Source organism: Variovorax sp. 20P10.2.4 (assembly GCF_058244205.1).
This window is the reverse complement of sequence record NZ_JBZAYE010001210.1, coordinates 1-382: the sequence shown is the minus strand read 5'-3', so window position 1 is coordinate 382 and position 382 is coordinate 1. Positions and strand designations below refer to the sequence as shown.

The following is a 382-nucleotide window of genomic DNA, read 5'->3' as shown; positions in this document are numbered from 1 at the left end:
TTCGGAGAACTGCATGCCCATGACGGTGATGACGGGGATCAGGGCGTTGCGCAGCACGTGGGTCCACAGCACTGCCCGCTGGGTCACGCCCTTGGCGCGCGCGGTGCGCACGAAGTCCTCGCGCATGACCTCGAGAACGGCCGAGCGGGTGATGCGCGCGAGGATGGCGGCCTGCACGACGGCCAGGGACAGGGCGGGCAGCAGGAGGGACTTGAGGCCGGCGAAGACACCCTCGCCCCAGCCGTCGAAGCCGCCGGCGGAGAACCACTGCAGCTGCACGGAGAAGACGAGGATCAGCAGGATGGCGAACCAGAAGTTGGGGATGGCGATGCCGACCTGGGTGAGGCCCATGAGGCCGACGTCGCCGAGCTTGTTGTGGCGC

At 68.6% G+C, this 382-nt stretch carries 1 protein-coding gene; it reads right to left on the bottom strand.

What is annotated here, in order from left to right; translation table 11 throughout:
* On the bottom strand, positions 1 to 382 hold a 382-nt coding region (locus AC27VN_RS42340; protein ID WP_490880650.1), incomplete at both ends, for an ABC transporter permease.